Below are 23,135 nucleotides of genomic sequence, written 5' to 3'. Positions count from 1 at the left end.
GGGCGCTTAACCGAAGAAGCTCTGGCCGTTCTTGGCCATTTCACGCAGCTTCGCGGTCGGGTGGTACAGCGGGCCCAAATCAGCGTATTGATCAGCCAGGGCAACGAACTCGGCCACACCGATCGAATCGATGTAACGCAGCGCACCACCACGGAATGGAGGGAAACCAATCCCGTACACCAGGCCCATATCGGCTTCGGCGGCGGTTTCAACGATGCCGTCTTCCAGGCAACGTACGGTTTCCAGGCACAGGGCGATCATCATCCAGTTGATGATGTCTTCGTCCGACACCTCACGCTGCTCGTAGATGACAGGCGCGAGGACTTCGTGCACCGAAGGGTCGGCCACTTTCTTCTGCTTGCCCTTCTTGTCGGTCTCGTAGGCGTAGAAGCCCTTGCCATTTTTCTGGCCCAGGCGCTTGGCCTCGTAGAGCGCGTCGACAGCCGAGCGGCGGTCGTCTTTCATGCGGTCCGGGAAGCCTTCAGCCATTACGTCGCGACCGTGGTGGCCGGTGTCGATGCCGACCACGTCCATCAGGTACGCCGGGCCCATTGGCCAGCCGAATTTTTCCATGACCTTGTCGATGCGTACGAAGTCCACGCCGGCGCTGACCAGCTTGGCGAAACCGCCGAAGTACGGGAACAGCACACGGTTGACCAGGAAGCCCGGGCAGTCGTTGACCACGATCGGGTTCTTGCCCATTTTCTTGGCGTAGGCAACGGTGGTGGCGATGGCCAGCTCGCTGGACTTCTCGCCACGGATCACTTCTACCAGCGGCATCATGTGCACCGGGTTGAAGAAGTGCATGCCGACGAAGTTTTCCGGACGCTTGAGAGCCTTGGACAGCAGCGAGATGGAAATAGTCGAGGTGTTGGACGCCAGGATGGTGTCGTCTTTGACCTGAGCTTCCACTTCGGCCAATACGGCTTGCTTGACCTTCGGGTTCTCGACAACCGCTTCGACCACCAGGTCGACATGGCCGAAATCACCGTAGGACAGCGTAGGACGAATGCCGTTAAGCACTTCAGCCATCTTCGCTGCGGTCATGCGACCTTTATCCACACGACCGACCAGCAGCTTGGCGGCTTCTGCCAGGCCCTGCTCGATGCCGTGTTCGTTGATGTCTTTCATCAGGATCGGCGTGCCTTTGGACGCCGACTGATAGGCGATACCGCCGCCCATGATACCGGCGCCGAGTACGGCAGCCTGCTTCACGTCCTTGGCGATTTCGTCGTAGGCCTTGGCCTTTTTCTTCAGTTCCTGATCGTTCAGGAACAGGCCGATCAGGCTCTGGGCCGCCGAGGTTTTCGCCAGTTTGACGAAACCTGCTGCTTCGACTTCCAGGGCTTTGTCGCGACCGAAGTTCGCCGCTTTCTGGATGGTCTTGATCGCTTCAACCGGCGCCGGGTAGTTCGGGCCGGCCTGGCCAGCCACGAAACCTTTGGCGGTTTCGAACGACATCATTTGTTCGATGGCGTTGAGCTTGAGTTTTTCCAGCTTCGGCTGGCGCTTGGCCTTGTAGTCAAATTCGCCGCTGATGGCGCCCTTGATCAGGTTCAGTGCGGCTTCTGCCAGCTTGTCCGGGGCAACCACGGCATCGACGGCGCCGACTTTCAGCGCGTCTTCAGCACGGTTTTCCTTGCCGGCGGCAATCCACTCGATGGCGTTGTCCGCACCGATCAGGCGCGGCAGGCGGACGGTGCCGCCAAACCCTGGGTAGATGCCCAGTTTGACTTCAGGCAGGCCGATCTTGGCCGTGGCCGACATGACGCGGAAGTCCGCCGCCAGGCACATTTCCAGGCCGCCGCCCAACGCGATGCCGTTGATTGCGGCAACGGTCGGCACGTTGAGGTCTTCGAAATCGCTGAAAATCTTGTTGGCTTCGAGGTTGCCAGCCACCAGCTCGGCATCGGGCAGCTTGAAGTTGTCGACGAATTCGGTGATGTCAGCGCCGACGATAAACACGTCCTTGCCGCTGGAAACGATCACGCCCTTGACCGAAGCATCTGCTTTGATGGTGTCTACGGCCTGACGCAATTCATTCAGGGTTAGACGGTTGAACTTGTTGACGGACTCACCCTTGAGGTCGAACTTCAGTTCGACGATGCCACTTTCAAGAGCCGTAACCGTGATGGCTTTACCTTCGTAAATCATCAACTGATCTCCACGATATGGAAGCTGAACAGTACACATTGGACGCTGGCCTATTGGTTGGACATTGATGATTTGGTCAACGTTCAGGCCAATCCGCCAGGCACACCCGCCAATGCGATAGTCGGGATTATGTATGAGCGGTCTGACAGACAAACGCTCAATTCATACGCCCGTTTGATTTGGGTACGCCACCTTCATCCAATTCCGGGCAATTGTCAATCGCTCGAAAGGCTAGGAAAAACGCGACTTTCCAGTCATTTCAGAACCCCGCGCCCACACCGACGCCTCGTCAATATTCGAATATTCACGAAATCAATAATAGAAAAGAGCCGGGAAAAGGCTGTACAGATTCGGATATACGGCTAGGCTAGCCGCAACCGCAAAGCGCACGGATGAACATCCGGCGCAAGACAACTCAGAATTACCGGCCTGCCTGGCCAACTCCAGCCCGATGATGATGTCGGGCTTTTTATTGCCTGCCATTTTTGCTGCACGGGTTGGCTCAGGCCAAGGCTTTGAGCAGCGTATCAATGTCCTTCAACACACTCGCATCACCCTTCTCGCCCCAATACAAGGCGATCATTTGTTTATCCGCCTCGATTTTGTAGACGTTGTCCGGCAGCGTCGAAAAATACCCCAGCAACGTCTCGTCGACGCACACTTCACGCCACTGGTTGACCCATACCCCCGGCTCCAGTTGCCAGTAACTCCAGAGCGCCGGTGTGCTGCCGCGCCGTGGCCGACAGTACTGCGCGCACGGGCTCGGCGGCTCCTGCTTGAGCCAGTGCGGCCACTCCTGAGGCGCCAATTGCATGGCCAGGCCGATGCGGCGCGCCTCCATGCGCAGGGCCATGCGCCCGCTCTGATGGCGCGAAGGGCGCAGCCAGGCCAGAGGGCTCAGAACCACCACAAGGATTGACACCACTATCCAGACCGTCATATGTGTACTCCCGAATTTCTAGATGAGCGGATTTGATCTGACGCAACCCCATCCGCTTGAAAGCAGCCATACTGAATCTATTGCAGTCCCCTGGAGGAACGCCCCATGTCCTACGAACGTATTCTGGTCGCTGTCGACCTGACTGAAGAGTGCGATCCAGTCATCAAACGTGCGCGCGCGTTAGCCGTCGCCAGCGGCGCCAAATTATCGCTGGTGCATATCGTCGAGCCCATGGCCATGGCCTTTGGCGGCGATGTGCCGATGGACCTGTCCCAGCTGCAGCAACAACAGTTTGATCAGGCCAAGGAGCGTCTTGACCGCCTGATCCTCAAATATCCTGAGGTGACCAAGGAAAATTCCCACCTCACCTACGGCCAACCACGCCAGGAAATCCACCACCTGGCCAAGGAACAGAATTGCGACCTGATCGTGGTCGGCAGCCATGGGCGACACGGCCTGGCGCTGCTGCTGGGCTCCACCGCCAACGACGTGCTGCACGGTGCGCCGTGCGACGTACTGGCCGTCAAGCTGGTCAAAGCCCCTTGAGCGATATGAAGATCCAATGTGGGAGCAGGCTTGCCCGCGAAAGCGGTCTGTCAGCTGCGGCATTTGGCGGCTGATACACCGCTTTCGCAGGCAAGCCAGCTCCCTCACGTTTGATAGCATTTCATACAAAAAGCCCGGCGTTCATGCGAATGAAAGCCGGGCTTTTTTAATGCGCAGGAATCAATCAGGCATCCAACTCAGCCCAACGCTCAACCAACGCTTCCAGTTCCTGGTTCAATTTTTCCAGGGAGGCGATGACCTTGGCAGTCTCAGCCGCCGGACGCAGGTAGAACCCCGCGTCAGCCATTTCGGCCTCTACCGCCGCAATCTGCTGTTCCTTGGCGTCGATGTCACCCGGCAGGGCTTCCAGCTCGCGCTGCAGCTTGTAGCTCAGCTTCTTCTTGGCAGCCGGTGCTGCTTCCTGGACCGGTGCAGCGGCGACCACAGGCGTCACCACCGCCGACGTCAGGTCGGCCTTGCCGGACTTGCTCTCGGTCACGCCCAGCAGGCGCGGCGAGCCGCCCTGACGCAGCCAGTCCTGGTAACCACCGACGTACTCGCGCACCTTGCCTTCACCTTCGAAGACCAGGGTGCTGGTGACCACGTTGTCGAGGAATGCCCGGTCGTGGCTGACCATCAGCACGGTGCCGTTGAAGGTCAGCAAGACCTCTTCCAGCAGCTCGAGGGTTTCCACGTCGAGGTCGTTGGTCGGTTCGTCGAGGACCAGCAGGTTCGCCGGCTTGCTGAACAGCTTGGCCAGCAGCAGGCGCGCACGCTCACCACCAGACAAGGCTTTCACCGGCGTGCGTGCACGCTGCGGGCTGAACAGGAAGTCGCCCAGGTAGCTGAGCACGTGACGGCTCTGGCCGTCGATGTCGATAAAGTCACGGCCTTCGGCGACGTTGTCGATCACGGTTTTTTCCAGGTCCAACTGGTGGCGCAACTGGTCGAAGTAAGCCACGTCGATGCGCGTGCCCTCCTCAACCTTGCCGCTGGTCGGTTGCAGGCCGCTGAGCATCAGCTTGAGCAAGGTGGTCTTGCCAGTACCGTTGGCGCCCAACAGGCCGATACGGTCACCACGCTGCAGAACCATGGAGAAGTCCTTGATCAGGAACGGGCCGTCCGGGTGATGGAAGCTGACGTTTTCCAGCACCATCACCTGCTTGCCGGATTTCTCGGCGGTATCCAGCTGGATATTCGCCTTGCCGGTACGCTCGCGACGCTCGCTGCGCTCGACGCGCAGGGCTTTCAAGGCGCGCACGCGGCCCTCGTTACGGGTGCGACGGGCCTTGATGCCCTGGCGGATCCAGACTTCTTCCTGGGCCAGCTTTTTGTCGAACAGCGCGTTGGCGGTCTCTTCAGCCGCCAGGGTGGCTTCCTTGTGCACCAGGAAGCTGGCGTAGTCGCCGTTCCAGTCGATCAGGCCGCCACGGTCCAGTTCAAGGATGCGTGTGGCCAGGTTTTGCAGGAAGGAACGGTCGTGCGTGATAAACAGCACGGCGCCCTGGAAATCCTTGAGGGCTTCTTCCAGCCAGGCGATGGCGCCAATGTCCAGGTGGTTGGTTGGCTCATCGAGCAGCAGCAGGTCCGGTTCGGATACCAGGGCCTGGGCCAGCAGCACACGACGACGCCAGCCGCCGGACAACTCGGCGAGGGTCTTGTCGGGCGGCAGCTGCAGGCGGCTCAGAGTGCTGTCGACCAGTTGCTGCAAACGCCAGCCGTCACGGGCCTCGAGGTCTTGCTGGACATGCATCAGCTTGTTCAGGTCGTCTTCGGTGACGCAGTTCTGTGCCAGGTGGTGGTATTCGGCGAGCAGTGCGCCGACGCCGTCGAGGCCTTCGGCAACCACGTCGAACACTGTCCGTCCGTCGGCCACCGGCAATTCTTGCGGCAATTCGCCGATCTTGAGGCCTGGGGAGCGCCACACGGAGCCGTCATCGGGCTTCTGGTCGCCTTTTACCAGCTTCATCATGCTGGACTTGCCGGTGCCGTTGCGGCCGATGATGCACACCCGCTCACCACGGGCGATCTGCCAGGACACCTTGTCCAACAACGGCATAGCGCCGAAAGCAAGGGACACATCGCTGAATTTGAGCAGGGTCATACGCTTCTCCAAAAACTGGGCGCGCATTCTACCTGAGTTAGGGGTGGGATGCGGCTGGCATTTTCGCTATCGACACGTTCTGTAGGACATTTCCGGCGAACCTGAACGAACCGGCCAGCAAAGCTTTCGTAGGTGTCGGGCAAAAGGCTAAGCTAGGGGCAATCTAGTGTCGGCCTTACCGGCGCTCTTCGTGATTTCTCTGCACGGACGTCTCATGCGCAGTCGCCTTTTCAACTTTTTATCTTGTCTGCTTCTTTCCGCCACTGCCGCCCAATCCGCCCAGGCCGTGGACCTCACCACCCAACGTCAATATTACGATGAGGCCAAGCGTGCCCTGGCCAAGGGCGATTCCGGCCCGTACATGCAATACAGCCAGGCGCTGGCCGACTACCCGCTGACGCCGTACCTGGCCTACGACGAGCTGACCGCGCGCCTGAAAACCGCGAGCAACGAGGAAATCGAACAATTTCTCGGCAAAAACGGTGACCTGCCCCAAGCCAACTGGATGAAGTTGCGCTGGCTGCGCTGGCTGGCCGAGCGCGGCGACTGGCAGACCTTTGAAAAGTACTACGAGCCCAAGCTCAACTTCGTCGAACTGGACTGCCTGCACGCCCAGTACCAACTCACCCACAATCTGAAGGCAGAAGGCTACAAGACCACCGAAAAGCTCTGGCTGACCGGCAAGTCCCAGCCAGCCGCCTGTGATGCCACCTTCGCCCAATGGGCCGCAGACGGCCAACTCACCGAACAGAAGATCTGGGACCGTGCCAAACTCGCCGCCGAAGCGCGCAACTACGCGCTGGCCAACAGCCTGGTGAAAACCCTGCCAACCCTCGGCGCCCAAGGCCGCCTGATGGTGGACGTTGCGCAAAAGCCCGAGATGCTGAGCGACCCGTCGCGCTTCCGGCCGGTCAACGAGGCCATGTCTGACGCCGTGGGCCTGGGCCTGCGTCGCCTGGCACGCCAGGACCCGGACAAGGCCATGGCCCTGCTCGACGGCTATGCCAGCAGCATGCACTTCTCCCGTGACGAAAAAGTGTCGATCGCCCGTGAAATCGGCCTGACCCTGGCACGTCGCTACGACCCGCGCGCCCTTGACGTGATGACCCAGTACGACCCGGAGCTGCGCGACAACACCGTGTCCGAATGGCGCCTGCGCCTGCTGCTGCGCCTGGCACGCTGGGAAGATGCCTACCAGCTAACCCGCAAGCTCCCACAAGACCTGGCGACCACCAACCGCTGGCGCTACTGGCAGGCCCGCGCCCTGGAACTGGCCGAACCCAAAAACCCGCAAGCCCTGGTGCTGTACAAAAACGTGGCCAAGGAGCGTGATTTCTACGGTTTCCTCGCCGCCGACCGCTCCAAATCCCCCTACCAGTTGACCAACAAACCGCTGGTGATGAGCCAGGCGCTGACCAACAAGGTGCGCAACACCCCAGGCGTGCGCCGCGCCCTGGAGTTCTACGCCCGCGGCCAGATCGTCGATGGCCGTCGTGAGTGGTATCACGTCAGCCGCCACTTCAACCGCGACGAAATGGTCGCCCAGGCCAAGCTGGCCTACGACATGAAGTGGTACTTCCCGGCGATCCGTACCATCAGCCAGGCGCAGTACTGGGACGACCTGGACATCCGCTTCCCGATGGCCCACCGCGACACCCTGGTGCGTGAAGCCAAGGTGCGCGGCCTGCATTCGAGCTGGGTGTTCGCCATCACCCGCCAGGAAAGCGCGTTCATGGACGACGCTCGCTCCGGCGTCGGCGCCAGTGGCCTGATGCAACTGATGCCCGGCACCGCCAAGGAAACCGCGCGCAAGTTCAGCATCCCTCTGGCCTCCCCGACCCAGGTGCTCGATCCGGACAAAAACATCCAGCTCGGCGCGGCCTACCTGAGCCAGGTGCACAGCCAGTTCAACGGCAACCGCGTGCTCGCATCGGCCGCCTACAACGCCGGCCCCGGTCGCGTACGTCAATGGCTGCGCGGCGCCGATCACCTGAGTTTCGACGTGTGGGTGGAAAGCATCCCGTTCGACGAAACCCGCCAGTACGTACAGAACGTGCTGTCTTATTCGGTGATCTACGGGCAGAAGCTCAATTCACCGCAGCCGCTGGTGGATTGGCACGAACGCTACTTTGACGACCAATAGTCCTGGTTGTAGTGAGCGGGCTTGCCCCGCGCTGGGTGGCGAAGCCGCCCCAAATCCAGGCCCCGCGGTCTTACTGATACACCGTGGTGCCTGGGTTTAGGGCGGCTTCGCCCCCCAGCGCGGGGCAAGCCCGCTCACTACGCCCGTCAGGGGCTGTCACTGAACTGCAACGCCGCCAACCGCGCATACAGCGCATTGCTCGCAATCAGTTGCTGATGCGTGCCCACCGCCACCAGCTTGCCTTGGTCCATCACCGCGATCCGATCCGCGTTCTTCACCGTTGCCAACCGATGGGCGATCACCAGCGTGGTACGGCCCTGCATGAGTTGCGGCAGGGCTTGCTGGATCAAGTGTTCACTCTGGGCATCCAGCGCACTGGTGGCTTCGTCCAGCAGCAGAATCGGTGCATCCACCAACAAGGCGCGGGCGATGGCCAGGCGTTGGCGCTGGCCGCCGGAAAGGCCCATGCCGCCGTCCCCCAGGTGGGTCTGGTAGCCGTCGGGCATTTGCAGGATGAAATCGTGGGCGTGGGCGATGCGTGCGGCGGCTTCGACCTGTTCCCGGGTGGCGGTCGGGTTGCCATAGCGGATGTTTTCTTCGACGCTGCCGAAGAACAGCGCCGGGCTTTGGGACACCAGGGCGAACTGGCGGCGCAGGTCCATGGGCTCAAGTTCGGTCAGCGGCTGGCCTTCGATCAGGATACGGCCGTGCTGCGGGTCATAGAAACGCAGCAGCAAATCGAAAATCGTCGATTTGCCTGCGCCGGACGGGCCCACCAGGGCCAGGGTTTCGCCAGGGTTAATCGTCAGATTCAAGCCGTCGATGGCGTAGCTGTCCGGCCGCGATGGGTAGGAAAAGCGCACGTCTTGCAACTCCATACGACCGCTGACGCGCTCCGGCAACTGGACCGTGCCGGTGGCAGGTGCCTGGATGTCATTGTTTGACTGCAACAATTCGCCGATGCGCTCGGCGGCACCGGCAGCACGCTGCAATTCACCGAGCACTTCGCTCAGGGTGCCGACGGCGCTGCCGACGATCAGGCTGTAGAACACAAACGCCGCCAGCTCCCCACCGGAAATGCGCCCGCCAATCACGTCCATACCCCCCACCCAGAGCATCACACCCACGGCGCCGAGCACCAGCATGATCACCAGGGTAATCAGCCATGCGCGCTGGACGATACGTTTGCGCGCCGTGGCGAAAGCCTCTTCCACGGTCATGGCGAAGCGCTGCTCGTCCTGCACCTGATGGTTGTAGGCCTGCACGGTCTTGATCTGCCCAAGGGTCTCGGACACATAGCTGCCCACGTCGGCGATCCGGTCCTGGCTCTGGCGCGACAAGCTGCGCACGCGGCGGCCGAAGATCAGGATCGGCGCAAGCACCAGCGGCAACGCAACCACCACAATACTGGTGAGCTTGGGATTGGTGACAAACAGCAGCACGATGCCACCGATGACCATCAACCCATTGCGCAGGAACAGCGACAGCGACGAACCGATCACCGATTGCAGCAACGTGGTGTCGGTGGTCAGCCGCGACTGGATTTCCGAGCTGCGGTTGTTCTCGTAGAACCCCGGGTGCAGGTAGATCAGGTGGTTGAACACCTGACGCCGGATGTCCGCCACCACCCGCTCGCCAATCCACGACACCAGGTAGAACCGCGCAAAGGTGCCCACGGCCAGGCCCAGTACCAGCAGCATGAACAGACCGATGGACTGGTTGAGCAGGTGCGGCGATTGGGTCATGAAGCCCTGGTCCACCAGCAGGCGGATGCCCTGCCCCATGGACAGGGTGATGCCTGCCGTGATGATCAGCGCCAACAAGGCACCCAGCGCCTGCCAGCGGTAGGGCGCGATAAAGCGGCTGGCCAGGCGGATCGCACGGCGTTGACGGATCGAGAACATGGAGGGCATCACCTGCGCAAGGAGGATAGGTATCTACACTGCAACATTGGGGGAACTTGGCTGAATAACAATGAGTCAGGTTAATTATGCCCGCCAGCATGGGCGCCTAGAGGCTATCGGTCTAATACCCGGCTGGAAATCCGCAGTGGTTTCTGGTGGACTGAGGGTTCGAACCGATGATCTTGCAGGGAGTTGTAACAGCGCGGTCACGCGGGGGAATTAGAGTAGGTACACAACCTGATGAGGAGACAGGCCATGACCTTGCACACCAGCAGCAATGCCAAGATTGAAGTGATCCGTCAGCCGCAGCAGTTGCCTTGCTCGTATATCGATGCAACGGGCCGCGAAGTGCAGATCACCGAAGAGATGATCCAGCAAGCGTGCAGCGAGCTGGAACAGCGACTGGTCACGCCTGCCAAGCAAGGCTGAAGCGCCCAAGCTCTTTCAAACCCGGCCCAGGTGGCCGGGTTTTTTTGTGGCGTGGGAGCGCCTACAGGGACTTGGCGCCCAACGCCGAGACGATACGGGTCAGCACCGCCGACTCACCGTTGATGCGCACGCTCAAACCATCGATCTCACGCCGCGCCGGATAATGCTTGCGCAACAGGTCAAAAGCCGTGCGCTGTTCCTGCACCGTACCTACAAGGCTGCGGCGAAAATCCGCATCGTCGCGGCGCGGGTCGTACACGCTGCGGCACAAGGTCGCCAGCGCCCAGGCCGGGTCGGTTTCTGCATTCAGGTGCACCTCGGCCAGCCACAACGGCGGCAGCAGGTCGCTCAGTTGAATGCTCGGCGCCTGCCCCAGATAAGCACAGAACGCCTGATAGATCTGCGCCGTACCGCGCTGGCGGCCTTCCAGGCTATAGCCGGCGATATGCGGCGTGGCCAGCACGCACAGGTCGGCCAGGTCGATGTCGACCTCGGGCTCGCCTTCCCACACGTCCAACACTGCTTGCAGGTCTTCGCGCGCCAGTAACACTTCGCGCAGGGCCGCATTGTCCACCACCGGCCCACGGCTGGCGTTGATCAGCCAAGTGCCGGGCTTGAGCTGGTTGAGGCGCTGACGATCAAACAGGTGCCAGGTGGAACCGTTGCCAGACTTGGTCAGCGGCGTGTGCAGGCTGATCACATCGCACTGCTCGATGATCTGCTCCAGGCTGACGTAATCCCCGCCTTCGGCGCCCTGCCGTGGCGGATCGCACACCAGCACGTTCCAGCCCAGGCCCTTGAGCACCTTGACCAGCCGCCCGCCGACTTCCCCGGCGCCGACGATGCCGTAGGTGCGCTGATTGAGGTCGGCACCTTCGATCTCGGCCAGGGTCTGCAAGCTGCCCAGCACGTAATCCACCACGCCCCGCGCATTGCAGCCGGGGGCGCTGGACCACTGGATGCCAGCCTGCTGGAAGTAGTCGAGGTCCAGGTGATCGGTGCCGATGGTGCACGTGCCGACAAACCGCACCGACGAGCCTTCCAGCAGCGCGCGATTGACGTTGGTCACCGAACGCACCAGCAGCACATCGGCCTGCTCCACGGTGGCGCGGTCAATGGAACGGCCGGGCACCCGGCGGATCTCGCCAAAGCCTTCGAAGAAGGCATCGAGCAGCGGAATATTTTCGTCGGCAACAATCAACATGGCAGGCTCCTTTCGCGGACCCGCAGTGTACACAGTTCCCATGCAGGGGAGCTTGTGTGGGAGCGGGCTTGCTCGCGAATGCGGTGGGTCAGTAACAAATCAGTCGCCTGACACGCCGCCTTCGCGAGCAAGCCCGCTCCCACACAAGCCGGCTCCCACAGGGGATTTGTGGTGCTTGGAAGGGTGCTTACAAATCGCTAACACAGGTTTTTTCCTGACCATTGCGTCAGGGCGTAGAATCCGCCGTCCTTGCGTCTCCCTTATTCCTGGACACCCGTACGTGAACACTGCCACCGCTCCCCTCACCCGCCCCGCCCGCATCAGCCGGGAAGTGCGCGACCTACTGACGCTCGCCCTGCCGATCATGATCGGCCAACTGGCAACCACCGCGATGAGTTTCGTCGACGCCGTGATGGCCGGGCGCGTCAGCCCGCAGGACCTGGCGGCAGTGGGCCTGGGCAATTCGATCTGGATCCCGGTGTACCTGCTGATGACCGGCACGCTGCTGGCGACCACGCCAAAAGTCGCCCAGCGCTACGGTGCGGGCACGTTCAGCGAAATCGGGCCGTTGGTGCGCCAGTCGCTGTGGCTGGCGCTGGTGGTCGGGAGCATCGCCTCGCTGTTGCTGCTCAGCGCAGAACCGATCCTGCACTGGATGAACGTCGAGCCGGATCTGATCGTACCGTCCATGGGCTACCTGCACGGCATCGCCGCCGGCATGCCGGCGATCGCGCTGTATTACGTGTTGCGCTGCTTCAGTGATGGCCTGGGCCGTACGCGGCCAAGCATGGTCATGGGCCTGTGCGGCCTGGCGCTGAACATTCCGCTGAACTACATCTTCATCTACGGCCACCTCGGCGTGCCGGCCATGGGCGGCGTGGGCTGCGGCTGGGCCACGGCCATCGCGATGTGGGTGATGATGCTCGGCCTGGCCGGCTGGACGTTTTTCGGCCCGGCGTACCAGAGCAGCGAACTGTTCAAGCGGTTCGACTGGCCGCAGTGGGCGGTGATCAAGCGCATACTGGGTATCGGCCTGCCCATCGGCGTGGCGATCTTTGCCGAATCGAGCATCTTCGCGGTGATCGCCCTGTTGATCGGCAGCCTCGGTGCCACGGTGGTGTCCGGTCACCAGATCGCACTGAACGTCAGCTCGCTGGTGTTCATGATCCCCTACTCCCTGAGCATGGCCGTCACCGTGCGCGTCGGCCAGGCACTGGGGCGGGGCCAGCCGCGGGAAGCGCGCTTCGCCGCCGGGGTCGGCATGGGCACCGCCCTCGCCTACGCATGCTTGTCATGCAGCCTGATGCTGGTGTTTCGCGAGCAGATTGCCGCGATCTATACGCCGGACCCGATCGTGATCCACCTGGCCTCGACGCTGATCGTGTTTTCCGCGCTGTTCCAGTTCTCCGACTCGCTGCAAGTCACCGCCGCCGGTGCACTACGCGGTTATCAGGACACACGGGTGACCATGGTACTGACCCTGTTCGCGTATTGGGGCGTGGGGCTACCGGTCGGCTACGCCCTGGGGCTCACCGACTGGCTCGGCGAACCGAGCGGCCCCAGCGGTTTGTGGCAGGGCCTGATCGTCGGCCTGAGTTGTGCGGCAGGGATGTTGCTGGTGCGCCTGGCGCGCAGTGCACGTCGACGCATTCGCGCGGCAAAAGCCCTGGGTTAAGCGGACTTCTTGCGAATCCAGTACAGGTACGTACCGGCCTGCTCCTGCTGATCCACCAGTTCGTGGTCAAGGAACACGCAGAACTTGGGAATATCGCGACGGGTCGACGGATCGGTCGCGATCACCTTGAGCAAGCCGCCGGGCGGCAGGTCGCGGATGTGCTGGTGCAGCATCATCACCGGCTCGGGACAGTTGAGGCCGGTGGCGTCGAGCACAGCGTCTACAGGCAAATCGAGGTTCATACATCACTCCTGAAACGGGCGCCGCTCCAACTGTGGGAGCGGGCTTGTGTGGGAGCGGGCTTGCTCGCGAATGCGGTGTGCCAGTCACTGATGATTTGACTGAACCACCGCTTTCGCGAGCAAGCCCGCTCCCACAGGGGTTTTGAGGTCACTTCAAATATTCAGCGGTTCTTGGGTTTCTTGGGGGTTTCCAGGCGGCGCAGGTGACACGTCACTTCCTCGCGGTCGTGGTACAGCTGCTTGCAGCCGATCTCCACCCGAATCCCACGCGCCTTGAAGCCGTCCTCGATACGCTCGAGCAAACGCTTCACTTCAGCATAACGCTGCTTCATCGGCAGCTTCAGGTTCACCACCGCTTCACGGCAATGCCCTTCGCCGATCCAGGTTTCCAGCAACGCGGCATTGCGCGCGGGCTTCTCGACGATGTCACACACCATCCAGTCCACCGGCTGCTTGGGCACGAAGGTAAAACCGTCGGCCATCAAGTGTTGCACCAGGCCGGTGTCCATCAGGCTTTCGGCCATGGGGCCGTTGTCGATGGCGGTCACCAGCATGCCGCGGTTGACCAGTTGCCAGGTCCAGCCGCCGGGGGCGGCACCGAGGTCGACGCCGGTCATGTCGCCGTGCAGGCGCTCGTCCCACTGGTCGCGAGGGATAAAGTGGTGCCAGGCCTCTTCCAGCTTGAGCGTCGAACGGCTCGGCGCCTCACGCGGGAATTTGAGGCGCGGAATGCCCATCGGCCACATCGCCGAGTTGTTCGACTCGGCCAGGCCCATGAACACTTCGCGGCCGCTCTTGAAGGTCAGCAGCAGGCGCGGCTTGCTCGGGTCGTCCACCAGCTTGCCGGCGTTGAGCAGGGCTTTGCGCAGGTGCACTTCGAATTTCTTGCAGAAGTTCGACAGTTCCTTGCCGTCGTTGGTGTCGACCATCTCCAGCCACAGGCTGCCACATACCGGGAACTCGCGCAGGTGGGCGAGGATCACGCTGATACGGTCGGTTTCCGGCAGGTCGATAAATACCCCGCGCGCCCACTGCCTTGGGAAGATCAACTCGGCAAAACGCTGGCCGTGCATCAGGCGCTGGGCGCCGTCTTCTTCGGTGCAGACAAATTCGGCGCAGGCGCTGCCGGTCTTGGCCTTGGCGTAGCCGGAAACGTTCAGGCGCGCGGCGTGTTCCGCGATCTCGGAACAGACTTCGCCTTCAAACCCCGGGCGGCAGTGCATAAAAAGGGTGTTCATCAACTCTCCTGGTGACTCGACCGACGTTGCGCTATCGCAATGTCTGTCATGAAAACGCGCGCATGATAGCTGAGTTCGGAACCTTGGACTTAACCATAGAGTCCAGTTATTAGCCTGCTAATGAAAACAGCGCTAGCTTTATAGCTCTGTCTGTCCCGTCAGGTCCGTAGCCGTGCGGATCATAAGGAGTCGCGTCATGTCATCGCTTGATAGCCTGAAAACCCTTAAAACCCTGCAAATCGACAGCAAGACCTACCACTACTTCAGCCTGCCCGAGGCGGCCAAAAGCCTGGGCGACCTGGACCGGTTGCCGATGTCGCTCAAAGTGCTGCTGGAAAACCTGCTGCGCTGGGAAGACGACAAAACCGTCACCGGCGCCGACCTCAAGGCCATTGCCGCCTGGCTCAAGGAGCGCCAGTCCGACCGCGAGATCCAGTACCGCCCCGCCCGCGTACTGATGCAGGACTTTACCGGCGTCCCCGCCGTCGTCGACCTGGCCGCCATGCGCGCCGCCGTGGCCAAGGCCGGGGGCGACCCGCAGCGCATCAACCCGCTGTCGCCGGTGGACCTGGTGATCGACCACTCGGTGATGGTCGATAAATTCGGCAACGCCGACGCCTTTGAACAAAACGTCGATATCGAAATGCAGCGCAACGGCGAACGCTACGCCTTCCTGCGCTGGGGCCAGAGCGCCTTCGACAACTTCAGCGTGGTGCCGCCCGGCACCGGCATCTGCCATCAGGTCAACCTCGAATACCTGGGCCGCACCGTGTGGACCAAGGACGAGGACGGCCGCACCTACGCCTTCCCCGACACCCTGGTCGGCACCGACTCCCACACCACCATGATCAACGGCCTCGGCGTACTCGGCTGGGGCGTCGGCGGCATCGAAGCGGAAGCGGCGATGCTCGGCCAGCCGGTGTCGATGCTGATCCCGGAAGTCATCGGTTTCAAACTCACCGGCAAGCTCAAGGAAGGCATCACCGCCACGGACCTGGTGCTGACCGTGACCCAGATGCTGCGCAAGAAAGGCGTGGTGGGTAAATTCGTCGAGTTCTACGGCGACGGCTTGGCCGACCTGCCTCTGGCCGACCGCGCCACCATTGCCAACATGGCTCCGGAATATGGCGCCACCTGCGGTTTTTTCCCGGTGGATGAGGTGACGTTGGACTACCTGCGTCTGTCGGGCCGTCCGTCAGAAACCGTCAAACTGGTCGAGGCCTACACCAAGGCCCAGGGCCTGTGGCGCAATGCCGGCCAGGAACCGGTGTTCACCGACAGCCTGGCCCTGGACATGGGCAGCGTCGAAGCCAGCCTGGCCGGGCCAAAACGTCCGCAGGACCGTGTTTCGCTGCCGAATGTCGGCCAGGCGTTCAGCGACTTCCTCGACCTGCAGTTCAAACCGGCCAGCAAAGAGGTCGGCCGCCTGGAAAGCGAAGGCGGCGGCGGTGTCGCCGTGGGCAATGCCGACTTGGTGGGTGAAGCCGATTACGACTTCGAAGGTCAGACCTATCGCCTGAAAAACGGCGCCGTGGTGATCGCCGCGATCACCTCCTGCACCAACACCTCCAACCCCAGCGTGATGATGGCCGCCGGGCTGCTGGCGAAAAAGGCCGTGGAAAAGGGCCTGACGCGCAAGCCCTGGGTCAAAAGCTCCCTGGCACCGGGCTCCAAGGTAGTCACCGACTACTACAACGCCGCCGGGCTCACCCACTACCTCGACAAACTTGGCTTCGACCTAGTGGGCTATGGCTGTACCACCTGCATCGGCAACTCCGGCCCGTTGCCGGAGCCGATTGAAAAAGCCATCCAGAAAGCCGACCTCGCCGTGGCTTCGGTGCTGTCCGGCAACCGCAACTTCGAAGGCCGCGTGCACCCGCTGGTGAAAACCAACTGGCTGGCCTCGCCGCCCCTGGTGGTCGCCTATGCGTTGGCCGGCACCGTGCGCATCGACATCAGCAGCGAGCCGCTGGGCAACGATCAGCAGGGCAAGCCGGTGTACCTCAAGGACATCTGGCCGAGCAGCCAGGAGATCGCCGACGCGGTGGCCCAGGTCAGCACCGGCATGTTCCACAAGGAATACGCCGAAGTGTTTGCCGGTGACGAGCAGTGGCAGGCGATTGAAGTACCGCAGGCCGCGACCTACGTGTGGCAGGAGGATTCCACCTACATCCAGCACCCGCCTTTCTTCGACGATATTTCCGGACCGCTGCCGGTGATCGAAGACGTCAAGGGCGCCAACGTCCTGGCCCTGCTCGGCGACTCGGTGACCACCGACCACATCTCCCCTGCTGGCAACATCAAAGCCGACAGCCCCGCCGGCCGCTACCTGCGCGAGCAAGGCGTGGAGCCGCGCGACTTCAACTCCTACGGCTCACGCCGGGGCAACCATGAAGTGATGATGCGCGGCACCTTTGCCAACATCCGCATCCGCAATGAAATGCTCGGCGGCGAGGAAGGCGGCAATACGCTGTACATCCCGACTGGCGAGAAAATGGCGATCTACGATGCGTCGATGAAATACCAGGCCTCGGGGACGCCGCTGGTGGTGATCGCCGGCCAGGAATACGGCACGGGCTCGAGCCGCGACTGGGCGGCCAAGGGGACCAACCTGCTGGGGGTGAAGGCGGTGATCGCCGAGAGTTTCGAACGGATCCACCGTTCCAACCTGGTGGGTATGGGCGTGTTGCCGTTGCAGTTCAAGCTGGATCAGAACCGCAAGACGCTCAAGCTCAGCGGCAAGGAGCAGATCGATATTCTGGGGCTGACGGGCGTGGAGATCGTGCCGCGGATGAACCTGACAGTGGTGATCACGCGGGAGGATGGCAGCAGCGAGAAGGTCGAGGTGCTGTGCCGGATTGATACGCTGAACGAAGTTGAATACTTCAAGGCGGGGGGGATCTTGCACTACGTCCTGCGGCAGCTGATCGCGTCCTGAGCAACACTGCAAATCAAATGTGGGAGCGGGCTTGCTCGCGAATGCGGTATGTCAGTCACAGATGTTTCGACTGATCCACCGCATTCGCGGGCAAGCCCGCTCCCACATTTTGACCGTATTCACAGATTCAGGTCAGAACAACCACTTCCACAGCAGCACCAACACAACGACGGCCAACACCGGCCGCGCAATCCGGTAGGCCTTGGGATGCTTGCGCTTCCACTGCTTGACCACGCCACTGAACTTGTCGCTGAATGTCTTGCTCCAGGCATACGCCTGGTTGATCCCGCCAACCCGCTCGTCGTCCAGGTTCTGCGGCGCCGTGGCGCGGCCCAATTGCTTGCTGACCCAACGATTAACGCGGGTCATGAAGCCATTGCTCAGCGGCCGCTCAATGTCGCAGAACAGGATCACGCGGGTCTGTTCGGTCTCGTTCTTCACCCAGTGCACATAGGTTTCATCGAACATCACGTCGTCACCGTCACGCCAGGCGTATTCCTGGCCGTCGACAAAGATGCGGCAGGCGTCGGAGTTCGGCGTGGACAGGCCCAGGTGATAACGCAAGGAACCGGCGAACGGATCACGGTGCGGGTTGAGGTGGCTGCCACCCGGCAACAGCGCGAACATCGCGCCCTTGACGTTGGGAATGCTGCTCACCAGCGCCACGGTTTTCGGGCACAGCGCCTCGGCCGATGGCAACGGCTTGTCGTACCACTTGAGGTAGAAGCGCTTCCAGCCCTTCTTGAAGAAGGAACCAAAACCGGCGTCGTTGTTCTTTTCGGCGGCGCGGATGTAACCCTCGTCGAACAGGTGCATGGCCTCTTCGCGGATCACTTCCCAGTTGTCCTTCAGCACGTCCAGTTCCGGGAACCTGGAGCGGTCCAGGTACGGCTTGGACGGCACCGCCGAGAACAGGTACATCAAGGCGTTATAGGGGGCGAACAGCGCCGAATGGTTGACGAACTGACGCAATATCGGCAAACGGGCCTTGCCGCGCAGGTGCACATACAGCGTGCTGCCGATAAACAACAGCAACACCGACAGTTTGGCGGCCAAAGAAAAGGTCATGCAGCAACTCCTGGAAAAATGCGCCGGGCATCATAAACACTTGGGCCATTATGCAGAAGGCTTTGGCTGACCGGCTGATACATATCAAACCTTGCGCCCTCGCCACAGACACACATCAGGCTTGGTTTTCCTGTTCGGTAAACAGATCGCTGAACAGCATGCTCGACAGGTAACGCTCACCGGAGTCCGGCAGGATCACCACGATGGTCTTGCCCTGCATCTCCGGTTTCTGCGCCAGGCGCACCGCCACGGCCATCGCCGCACCGCAGGAGATACCGCACAGAATCCCTTCTTCCTGCATCAGGCGCAGGGCCATGGCCTTGGATTCTTCATCACTGGCCAGCTCCACGCGGTCGACCATCGACAGGTCGAGGTTCTTCGGCACGAAACCGGCGCCGATGCCCTGGATCTTGTGCGGGCTTGGCTTGATCTCTTCACCGGCCAGCGCCTGGGTGATCACCGGCGACACGATCGGCTCCACGGCCACCGACAAAATCGGCTTGCCCGCAGTGTTCTTGATATAGCGCGACACGCCGGTGATGGTGCCACCCGTGCCGACGCCGGCCACCAGCACATCCACCGCGCCATCGGTGTCGTTCCAGATTTCCGGGCCGGTGGTTTTTTCGTGGATCGCCGGGTTGGCCGGGTTTTCGAACTGGCCGGGCATAAAGTACTGGGCCGGGTCGCTGGCGACGATTTCAGCGGCTTTCTCGATCGCGCCCTTCATGCCCTTGGCCGGTTCGGTCAGCACCAGCTCGGCGCCGAGGGCCTTGAGCACCTTGCGCCGCTCGATGCTCATGGACGCCGGCATGGTCAACAGCAGCTTGTAGCCACGGGCGGCAGCGACAAACGCCAGGCCGATGCCGGTGTTGCCCGAGGTCGGCTCGACAATGGTCATGCCCGGCTTGAGTTTGCCGGTGCTTTCCGCGTCCCAGATCATGTTCGCGCCGATACGGCACTTCACTGAGTAACCGGGGTTACGCCCTTCGATCTTGGCCAGGATGGTCACACCACGCGGCGCGATACGGTTGATCTGCACCAGGGGCGTATTACCGATGGAGTGCGCGTTGTCTGCAAAGATGCGGCTCATGACGGGTCCTATGTTGACGGTATCCGGGAAGGCAACAAGGGTATGCCTCGTGCGGCAAAGCGTCCAGTCGCTGGAACGTTGCGCGCCCCTTAGAGGTCAATCGCCTATCTATACGGAGAATACCTACATGAAACGTCGCTACAGCTGGCCGCTATGGACCGTCGCCGGGCTGGTAGTGGTGCTGGTCGCCCTGGACCTGGCCCTGCCCTATCTGGTGCGCAACTACCTGAACGACAAGCTCGCCGACATGGGCGACTACCGCGGCCGGGTCAGCGACGTGGACCTGGCCCTGTGGCGCGGCGCGTATAGGATCAACGGCCTGGAGATCATCAAGATTGACGGCAAGGTGCCAGTTCCGCTGCTCAAGGCGCCGTTGATCGATTTGGCGGTGAGTTGGCAAGCATTGTGGTCCGACCGTGCGGTGGTGGCCAAGGTGCGGTTTATCAAGCCTGAGGTGAACTTCGTTGACGGCGGCGCCAACAAACAGGCGTCCCAGACCGGTAAGGGGACCGACTGGCGTGCACAACTGAGCAAGCTGGCACCGATCACCCTCGACGAAGTGCGCATCGAAGACGGCAAAATTGCCTTCCACAACTTCAGCTCTAAGCCGCCAGTCAACATCAACGCAACGGCGGTCAATGCCAGCTTCTATAACCTGACCAACATCGTAGACGTCAAAGGCCAGCGCGACGCCCGCTTCGAGGGCAAGGCCCTGCTGCAAGGCCAGGCGCCGCTGGAAGCCAGCGCGACCTTTGACCCGTTGAGCAATTTCGAAAACTTCGAATTCCGTTTCCGTGCCAAGGATTTACAGCTCAAACGCATGAACGCCTTCGCCTCGGCCTACGGCAAGTTCGATTTCAAGGCCGGTACCGGCGATGTGGTGATCGAAGCCCAGGCGGAAAAAGGCCAATTGACTGGCTATATCAAGCCGCTGCTGCGGGACGTGGAAGTCTTCGACTGGCAACAGGACGTGGAAAACAAAGACAAGAACATCTTCCGGTCGATCTGGGAGGCCGTGGTGGGCACCAGCGAAACCGTGTTGAAGAACCAGCAGAAAAACCAGTTCGCCACCCGGGTGGAATTGAGCGGCAGCGTGCATCAGCGAGATGTCAGCGCATTCGGTGCGTTTCTGGCGATTTTACGCAATGGTTTCATCCAGGCCTTTAATGCCCGCTACGAGCAACCCAAGCCCAGCACCGATTAAATGTGGGAGCGGGCTTGCTCGCGAAGGCGGAGTGTCAGCCACCGTAAATGCCGACTGAACCACCGCATTCGCGAGCAAGCCCGCTCCCACATGGGTACGAGTACACATTCAGGTCGTGACCCGCCATTCAGAGACTGAATAACCCGTCTGCGTTCACAGTCGCCGGGGCTGCGCGGTATAGTCCGGGCATTGATGAATTCGAGGAAACACCGATGAAGTTCGAAGGCACCCAGGCCTATGTAGCCACCGACGACCTGAAACTGGCCGTCAACGCCGCCATCACCCTGGAGCGGCCGCTGCTGGTCAAGGGCGAGCCCGGCACCGGCAAGACCATGCTCGCCGAGCAATTGGCCGAGTCCTTCGGCGCCAAGCTGATCACCTGGCACATCAAGTCCACCACCAAGGCCCACCAGGGCCTCTACGAGTACGACGCGGTCAGCCGCCTGCGCGACTCGCAACTGGGCGTGGACAAGGTGCACGACGTACGCAACTACCTGAAAAAGGGCAAGCTCTGGGAAGCCTTCGAGTCCGAGGAACGGGTGATCCTGCTGATCGATGAAATCGACAAGGCCGACATCGAGTTCCCCAACGACTTGCTGCAAGAACTCGACAAGATGGAGTTCTACGTCTACGAGATCGACGAGACCATCAAGGCCAAGAAGCGCCCGATCATCATCATTACCTCCAACAACGAAAAAGAGCTGCCGGACGCGTTCCTGCGCCGCTGCTTCTTCCACTACATCGCCTTCCCCGACCGTACCACCCTGCAAAAGATCGTCGACGTGCACTACCCCGACATCAAGAAAGACCTGGTCAGCGAAGCGCTGGACGTGTTCTTCGACGTGCGCAAGGTGCCAGGCCTGAAGAAAAAACCGTCCACCTCCGAACTGGTGGACTGGCTCAAGCTGCTGATGGCCGACAACATCGGCGAAGCCGTACTGCGCGAGCGCGACCCGACCAAGGCGATCCCACCGCTGGCCGGAGCGCTGGTGAAGAACGAGCAGGACGTGCAGTTGCTGGAGCGTCTGGCGTTCATGAGCCGTCGCGGTAATCGCTGATGCTGCTCAACCTGTTCAATGAAATGCGCGCCGCCAAGGTGCCGGTGTCGGTGCGCGAGCTGCTGGACCTGATCAACGCGCTGAAAATGCGCGTGACCTTCGCCGACATGGACGAGTTCTACTACCTGGCCCGGGCGATCCTGGTCAAGGACGAGCGGCATTTCGACAAGTTCGACCGGGCGTTCAGTGCCTATTTCAACGGCCTGGAAAAGCTCGACGAGCACTTGCAGGCACTGATCCCCGAAGACTGGCTGCGCAAGGAGTTCGAACGTTCCCTGAGCGATGAAGAACGTGCGCAGATCCAATCCCTGGGCGGCCTCGACAAGCTGATCGAGGAGTTCAAGAAACGCCTGGAAGAACAGAAAGAACGCCATGCCGGCGGCAACAAGTGGATCGGCACCGGCGGCACCAGCCCGTTCGGTTCCGGCGGCTACAACCCCGAGGGCATCCGCGTCGGTGACGCCGGCAAGCGCCAGGGCAAGGCCGTCAAAGTGTGGGACCAGCGCGAGTACAAGAACCTCGACGATCAGGTGGAACTGGGCACACGCAATATCAAGATCGCCCTGCGCCGCCTGCGCAAGTTCGCGCGCCAGGGCGCCGCCGAAGAGCTGGACATCGACGGCACCATCGACCACACCGCCCGCGATGCCGGCTTGCTGAACATCCAGATGCGCCCGGAGCGGCGCAACACCATCAAGCTGCTGTTGCTGTTCGACATCGGCGGCTCGATGGACGCCCACGTGAAGATCTGCGAAGAGCTGTTTTCGGCGTGCAAGACCGAGTTCAAGCACCTGGAGTACTTCTACTTTCACAACTTCGTGTACGAATCGGTGTGGAAGAACAACGGACGCCGCACCTCGGAGCGCACCTCCACCCAGGACCTGCTGCACAAGTACGGCGCGGACTACAAAGTGATCTTTATCGGCGATGCGTCGATGGCACCGTATGAGATCACCCAGGCCGGCGGCAGCGTCGAGCACTGGAACGAAGAACCGGGGTATGTGTGGATGCAGCGCTTCATGGCCAAGTACAAGAAGCTGATCTGGATTAACCCGTATCCCAAGGACACCTGGGGGTATACGGCGTCGACGGGGATTGTGCGGGAGTTGGTCGAGGATCAGATGTATCCGCTGACGTTGCGCGGGCTGGAAGAAGGGATGCGCTTCCTCTCCAAATAAAATGGAGATCCCAATGTGGG

17 protein-coding genes are annotated in these 23,135 nt (G+C 61.4%); 8 read left to right on the top strand and 9 right to left on the bottom strand.

Translation table 11 applies throughout. The features are described from left to right. Positions 1-6 precede the first annotated feature (6 nt). Together fadB and PSH81_RS07590 are read right to left on the bottom strand one after the other, a co-directional pair. Positions 7-2,154, bottom strand: a complete 2,148-nt coding sequence (gene fadB, locus PSH81_RS07595; RefSeq protein WP_305392264.1) for a fatty acid oxidation complex subunit alpha FadB — start codon at positions 2,152-2,154, stop codon at positions 7-9. 502 nt (positions 2,155-2,656) lie between these two features. Next, a complete protein-coding gene (locus tag PSH81_RS07590) occupies positions 2,657-3,094 on the bottom strand; it encodes a hypothetical protein (protein WP_226455314.1) in 438 nt (145 codons plus the stop codon). Between the two features lie 105 nt (positions 3,095-3,199). On the opposite strand from PSH81_RS07590, the gene PSH81_RS07585 reads away from it, so the two are divergent. Then, positions 3,200-3,640 carry a universal stress protein gene (locus PSH81_RS07585; protein ID WP_192298621.1) on the top strand — a complete coding sequence of 147 codons (441 nt, stop codon included), beginning with the start codon at positions 3,200-3,202 and terminating at the stop codon, positions 3,638-3,640. Positions 3,641-3,824: 184 nt separating this feature from the next. Here PSH81_RS07585 and PSH81_RS07580 read toward each other — a convergent pair whose 3' ends face one another. Next, positions 3,825-5,744 carry an ATP-binding cassette domain-containing protein gene (locus PSH81_RS07580; protein ID WP_305392263.1) on the bottom strand — a complete coding sequence of 640 codons (1,920 nt, stop codon included), beginning with the start codon at positions 5,742-5,744 and terminating at the stop codon, positions 3,825-3,827. Between the two features lie 214 nt (positions 5,745-5,958). Here PSH81_RS07580 and PSH81_RS07575 point away from each other — a divergent pair, with 214 nt between their 5' ends. After that, entirely contained in the window at positions 5,959-7,887 is a 1,929-nt protein-coding gene (locus tag PSH81_RS07575) for a transglycosylase SLT domain-containing protein (protein ID WP_226455312.1), read from the top strand. Between the two features lie 146 nt (positions 7,888-8,033). Here the strand turns inward: PSH81_RS07575 and PSH81_RS07570 are convergent, their stop codons facing one another. Then, entirely contained in the window at positions 8,034-9,800 is a 1,767-nt protein-coding gene (locus PSH81_RS07570; RefSeq protein WP_226455311.1) for an ABC transporter transmembrane domain-containing protein, read from the bottom strand. A gap of 246 nt (positions 9,801-10,046) precedes the next feature. Here PSH81_RS07570 and PSH81_RS07565 point away from each other — a divergent pair, with 246 nt between their 5' ends. Further along, positions 10,047-10,220 carry a PA1571 family protein gene (locus PSH81_RS07565; RefSeq protein ID WP_192298617.1) on the top strand — a complete coding sequence of 58 codons (174 nt, stop codon included), beginning with the start codon at positions 10,047-10,049 and terminating at the stop codon, positions 10,218-10,220. Positions 10,221-10,281: 61 nt separating this feature from the next. Here the strand turns inward: PSH81_RS07565 and pdxB are convergent, their stop codons facing one another. Continuing rightward, entirely contained in the window at positions 10,282-11,424 is a 1,143-nt protein-coding gene (pdxB, locus tag PSH81_RS07560) for a 4-phosphoerythronate dehydrogenase PdxB (RefSeq protein WP_226455310.1), read from the bottom strand. A gap of 280 nt (positions 11,425-11,704) precedes the next feature. Here pdxB and PSH81_RS07555 point away from each other — a divergent pair, with 280 nt between their 5' ends. Then, positions 11,705-13,099, top strand: a complete 1,395-nt coding sequence (locus tag PSH81_RS07555) for an MATE family efflux transporter (protein ID WP_305392262.1) — start codon at positions 11,705-11,707, stop codon at positions 13,097-13,099. On the opposite strand, the gene tusA is transcribed toward PSH81_RS07555, so the two are convergent. Both tusA and rlmM read right to left on the bottom strand, forming a co-directional pair. Then, on the bottom strand, positions 13,096-13,341 hold the full coding sequence (gene tusA / locus PSH81_RS07550; RefSeq protein ID WP_192298614.1) for a sulfurtransferase TusA: 246 nt from the start codon (positions 13,339-13,341) through the stop codon (positions 13,096-13,098). The genes PSH81_RS07555 and tusA overlap by 4 nt on opposite strands. Positions 13,342-13,502: 161 nt before the next feature. Then, positions 13,503-14,579 carry a 23S rRNA (cytidine(2498)-2'-O)-methyltransferase RlmM gene (gene rlmM / locus PSH81_RS07545; protein WP_226455308.1) on the bottom strand — a complete coding sequence of 359 codons (1,077 nt, stop codon included), beginning with the start codon at positions 14,577-14,579 and terminating at the stop codon, positions 13,503-13,505. A 196-nt stretch (positions 14,580-14,775) separates the two neighbouring features. Here rlmM and acnA point away from each other — a divergent pair, with 196 nt between their 5' ends. Continuing rightward, complete coding sequence (gene acnA, locus PSH81_RS07540) at positions 14,776-17,517, top strand: aconitate hydratase AcnA (RefSeq protein ID WP_226455307.1); 2,742 nt, start codon at positions 14,776-14,778, stop codon at positions 17,515-17,517. A 132-nt stretch (positions 17,518-17,649) separates the two neighbouring features. On the opposite strand, the gene PSH81_RS07535 is transcribed toward acnA, so the two are convergent. Together PSH81_RS07535 and cysK are read right to left on the bottom strand one after the other, a co-directional pair. After that, complete coding sequence (locus PSH81_RS07535; RefSeq protein ID WP_192298611.1) at positions 17,650-18,585, bottom strand: aspartyl/asparaginyl beta-hydroxylase domain-containing protein; 936 nt, start codon at positions 18,583-18,585, stop codon at positions 17,650-17,652. A 115-nt stretch (positions 18,586-18,700) separates the two neighbouring features. Further along, a complete protein-coding gene (gene cysK / locus PSH81_RS07530) occupies positions 18,701-19,675 on the bottom strand; it encodes a cysteine synthase A (RefSeq protein ID WP_226455305.1) in 975 nt (324 codons plus the stop codon). Between the two features lie 127 nt (positions 19,676-19,802). Between cysK and PSH81_RS07525 the strand changes: the two genes are divergently transcribed. The 3 genes from PSH81_RS07525 (at position 19,803) to PSH81_RS07515 (ending at position 23,115) form a co-directional block, all read left to right on the top strand. Then, positions 19,803-20,879: a DUF748 domain-containing protein gene (locus tag PSH81_RS07525; RefSeq protein ID WP_305392261.1), complete on the top strand. Its 1,077-nt coding sequence runs from the start codon at positions 19,803-19,805 to the stop codon at positions 20,877-20,879. Between the two features lie 212 nt (positions 20,880-21,091). Continuing rightward, a complete protein-coding gene (locus tag PSH81_RS07520) occupies positions 21,092-21,937 on the top strand; it encodes a MoxR family ATPase (protein ID WP_003210690.1) in 846 nt (281 codons plus the stop codon). Further along, complete coding sequence (locus PSH81_RS07515) at positions 21,937-23,115, top strand: VWA domain-containing protein (RefSeq protein WP_226455303.1); 1,179 nt, start codon at positions 21,937-21,939, stop codon at positions 23,113-23,115. The genes PSH81_RS07520 and PSH81_RS07515 overlap by 1 nt, the downstream gene beginning before the upstream one ends. The last annotated feature ends 20 nt before the right edge of the window (positions 23,116-23,135 follow it).

It is taken from the genome of Pseudomonas sp. FP2335, assembly GCF_030687535.1.
In the GTDB taxonomy this organism is placed as follows: domain Bacteria; phylum Pseudomonadota; class Gammaproteobacteria; order Pseudomonadales; family Pseudomonadaceae; genus Aquipseudomonas.
The sequence above is the reverse complement of the archived record's forward strand: the minus strand, read 5'-3'. Positions and strand labels throughout refer to the sequence as shown.

Excerpts from the sequence above, each read along its gene's own strand:
- pdxB (WP_226455310.1), bottom strand. The coding sequence starts at position 11,424 with ATGTTGATTGTTGCCGACGAAAATATTCCGCTGCTCGATGCCTTCTTC.
- PSH81_RS07520 (WP_003210690.1), top strand. The coding sequence starts at position 21,092 with ATGAAGTTCGAAGGCACCCAGGCCTATGTAGCCACCGACGACCTGAAA.
- PSH81_RS07575 (WP_226455312.1), top strand. The coding sequence starts at position 5,959 with ATGCGCAGTCGCCTTTTCAACTTTTTATCTTGTCTGCTTCTTTCCGCC.
- rlmM (WP_226455308.1), bottom strand. The coding sequence starts at position 14,579 with ATGAACACCCTTTTTATGCACTGCCGCCCGGGGTTTGAAGGCGAAGTC.
- cysK (WP_226455305.1), bottom strand. The coding sequence starts at position 19,675 with ATGAGCCGCATCTTTGCAGACAACGCGCACTCCATCGGTAATACGCCC.
- PSH81_RS07565 (WP_192298617.1), top strand. The coding sequence starts at position 10,047 with ATGACCTTGCACACCAGCAGCAATGCCAAGATTGAAGTGATCCGTCAG.
- PSH81_RS07590 (WP_226455314.1), bottom strand. The coding sequence starts at position 3,094 with ATGACGGTCTGGATAGTGGTGTCAATCCTTGTGGTGGTTCTGAGCCCT.
- acnA (WP_226455307.1), top strand. The coding sequence starts at position 14,776 with ATGTCATCGCTTGATAGCCTGAAAACCCTTAAAACCCTGCAAATCGAC.
- PSH81_RS07525 (WP_305392261.1), top strand. The coding sequence starts at position 19,803 with ATGAAACGTCGCTACAGCTGGCCGCTATGGACCGTCGCCGGGCTGGTA.
- PSH81_RS07580 (WP_305392263.1), bottom strand. The coding sequence starts at position 5,744 with ATGACCCTGCTCAAATTCAGCGATGTGTCCCTTGCTTTCGGCGCTATG.
- tusA (WP_192298614.1), bottom strand. The coding sequence starts at position 13,341 with ATGAACCTCGATTTGCCTGTAGACGCTGTGCTCGACGCCACCGGCCTC.
- PSH81_RS07535 (WP_192298611.1), bottom strand. The coding sequence starts at position 18,585 with ATGACCTTTTCTTTGGCCGCCAAACTGTCGGTGTTGCTGTTGTTTATC.
- PSH81_RS07515 (WP_226455303.1), top strand. The coding sequence starts at position 21,937 with ATGCTGCTCAACCTGTTCAATGAAATGCGCGCCGCCAAGGTGCCGGTG.
- PSH81_RS07585 (WP_192298621.1), top strand. The coding sequence starts at position 3,200 with ATGTCCTACGAACGTATTCTGGTCGCTGTCGACCTGACTGAAGAGTGC.
- PSH81_RS07570 (WP_226455311.1), bottom strand. The coding sequence starts at position 9,800 with ATGCCCTCCATGTTCTCGATCCGTCAACGCCGTGCGATCCGCCTGGCC.
- fadB (WP_305392264.1), bottom strand. The coding sequence starts at position 2,154 with ATGATTTACGAAGGTAAAGCCATCACGGTTACGGCTCTTGAAAGTGGC.